The 2,380-nt window shown below is 70.1% G+C and carries 3 protein-coding genes and 1 pseudogene; 3 read left to right on the top strand and 1 reads right to left on the bottom strand.

Annotated features, from left to right (window positions below; translation table 11 throughout):
- Nucleotides 1-596 (bottom strand): annotated as a pseudogene (xseA, locus tag FUT87_RS25480) (exodeoxyribonuclease VII large subunit); the annotation flags it as partial.
- Between the two features lie 328 nt (nt 597-924).
- On the opposite strand from xseA, the gene FUT87_RS25475 reads away from it, so the two are divergent.
- The 3 genes from FUT87_RS25475 to FUT87_RS25465 all read left to right on the top strand — a co-directional run.
- Nucleotides 925-1,626, top strand: a complete 702-nt coding sequence (locus FUT87_RS25475) for a MotA/TolQ/ExbB proton channel family protein (RefSeq protein ID WP_147242807.1) — start codon at nt 925-927, stop codon at nt 1,624-1,626.
- On the top strand, nt 1,623-2,036 hold the full coding sequence (locus tag FUT87_RS25470) for a biopolymer transporter ExbD (protein ID WP_091732241.1): 414 nt from the start codon (nt 1,623-1,625) through the stop codon (nt 2,034-2,036). The genes FUT87_RS25475 and FUT87_RS25470 overlap by 4 nt, the downstream gene beginning before the upstream one ends.
- A gap of 34 nt (nt 2,037-2,070) precedes the next feature.
- Nucleotides 2,071-2,380: tetraacyldisaccharide 4'-kinase (locus FUT87_RS25465; protein WP_186830763.1), on the top strand; the 310-nt coding region annotated here is incomplete at its 3' end.

Raw genomic sequence — 2,380 nt, 5'->3', positions numbered from 1 at the left:
CGCCGCGGCCAGCGCGCGCACGATCGCCGGCGGGGCCTCGCTGCCCTGCACCAGCGTCGGGTAGATGAACACCCGCGCATGCGGCGCGCGCCGCGCAGCGCCGTGAGCACGTCATGCAGGGCCGCGCCGCCGGTCGAGGTGATCACGCCGATCCGGCGCGCGTAGGGCGGCGGGCGGCGCTTGCGGTCGGGATCGAACCAGCCCTGCGCCTCCAGTCGCGCCTTCAGGCGCAGGAACTGCTCGTACAGCGCGCCCTCGCCGGAGCGCCGCATCGCCTCGACGATGAATTGCAGTTCGCCGCGCGGCCCGTAGAGGTCGAGCCGGCCTCTCAGCTCGACGGTCATGCCGTCGCGCGGCGCGAAGTCGACCATCGAGGCGGCGCGCCGGAACATGGCGCAGCGCAGCATCGCCGGTTGGCCGTCGGCATCCTTCAGGCTGAAGTAGCAGTGGCCGCTGGCCGCGCGGGTGAAACCCGACAGCTCGCCTTGCACCGTCACGACGGGGAATCTGGCCTGCAATGCGTCGGAAAGGGCCGTCAACAGGGCCGCGACCCCCCAGACCATCCGTGGCGATGCGGGTTGTGGGGCGTCAATCATGCGCAAACCCAGCAATGGCGCGGGTCGGGAACTCCACAGCCGCGCCAATGCTGGCTCCGCAGGCCATATTGCCCGTCATGCCCGCGTCACATATCGATAAGCGCTTGTTTTTCAAAAGCTTTTTCCTGCTCATTTTTGAAGCAGGCTAATCCTTGCCGTTTGCTGACGGGCCCTGGCGCGGTTCCGCGACCAGTTGCCCACAAAGTTATCCACAGGTTCGGTGGATGTTTGTAAGGGCTTGTGATGAGGGGCCGCGGTGGTCGAAGCGCGGGCGGCGTGGCGCCATAATGCGCCGCCGGGCCGGAGATGCCCGAACGGAGGGAAAGCCTTGTTTTCGATCATACAAGCCGCCGGTTGGCCGATCTGGCCGCTGCTGCTGTGTTCCGTGGTGGCCCTGGCGCTGATCATCGAGCGCGTCGTGAGTCTGCGCGCCGCCCGGGTGGCGCCGCCCAGCCTGATCGAGGAAGTGCTGGGCGTGACCCAGCTGCAGATCCCGAGCGGCGAGGTCGTGGGCAAGCTGGCCGAGAACTCGCTGCTGGGCCAGGTGCTGGCCGCCGGGCTGCGCGCCTCGCAGGCCGATCCGCGCGCCGGCGAAGCCCGCCTGCGCCAGGTCTTCGAGCTGGCCGGCCGCCACGCGATCCACCAGATGGAGCGCTACCTCAACACGCTGGGCACCATCGCCGCGGCGGCGCCGCTGCTGGGCCTGCTCGGCACGGTGGTGGGCATGATCGAGATCTTCGGCAGCCAGAGCCCCACCGGCAACAACCCCGGCCTGCTGGCGCACGGCATCTCGATCGCGCTCTACAACACCGCGTTCGGCCTGATCGTGGCGATCCCGTCGCTGATGTTCTACCGCTACTTCCGCGGCCGCATCGAGGCCTACGTGGTGGACATGGAACAAGCCAGCGAGCGCCTGCTGACGCACTTGGTGAACCGCGCGATGCCCGCCGGCGCCCATGCGGCCAACGCCGGTCCGGTGACCGTGCCGCCGCCGGTGGCCACGCCCGCGCCAGGCAAGGCCAAGGCATGAAGTTCCGCCGTCGCCAGAGCGAGGAACCGGAGATCAACCTGATCCCGTTCATCGACGTGCTGCTGGTCGTGCTGATCTTCCTGATGCTGTCGACCACGTATTCCAAGTTCACCGAGCTGCAGCTGACGCTGCCGACGGCGGACGCCCAGCAGCTGAAGGACCGGCCGGCCGAGATCATCGTGGCCATCTCGGCGGACGGCCGCTACGCGATCGACCGCAACGCGGTCGAGGGTCGCAGCGTCGACCTGCTGACCGCCGCGCTGCTGCAGGCCGCGCAAGGCAAGCAGGAACCGGTGGTCATCGTCTCCGCCGACGCGGCGACGCCGCACCAGGCGGTGGTCAACGCGATGGACGCGGCGCGTCGCGCCAACCTGACGCGACTGACCTTCGCCGCCAACAAGCCGCAATGACCGCCGTGGGCGCCGCGGTCGGCCGGGCCCGCGCATGACCCGGCCGGCACTTGAAGACCGGCTGCAGCGCGCCTGGCGCGACGACGATCGCCTGGCCCACCTGCTCCGCCCGCTGGCCGCGCTGCACGGCGCGGTGATCCGGCTGCGGGTGCTGCTCTACCGGCTGGGCCTCAAGCGCAGCGAGCCGCTGCCGGTGCCGGTCATCGTCGTCGGCAACTGGGTGGTCGGCGGCGCCGGCAAGACCCCCACCACCCTCGCGCTGCTGGACACGCTCCAGCGCCTGAACCTGCGCGCCGGCGTCATCTCGCGCGGCTACGGTCGCGCCGACGAGGCGCAGGTGCGCG

It is taken from the genome of Mitsuaria sp. TWR114 (assembly GCF_007997345.1).
This window is presented reverse-complemented; position numbering and strand designations above follow the sequence as displayed.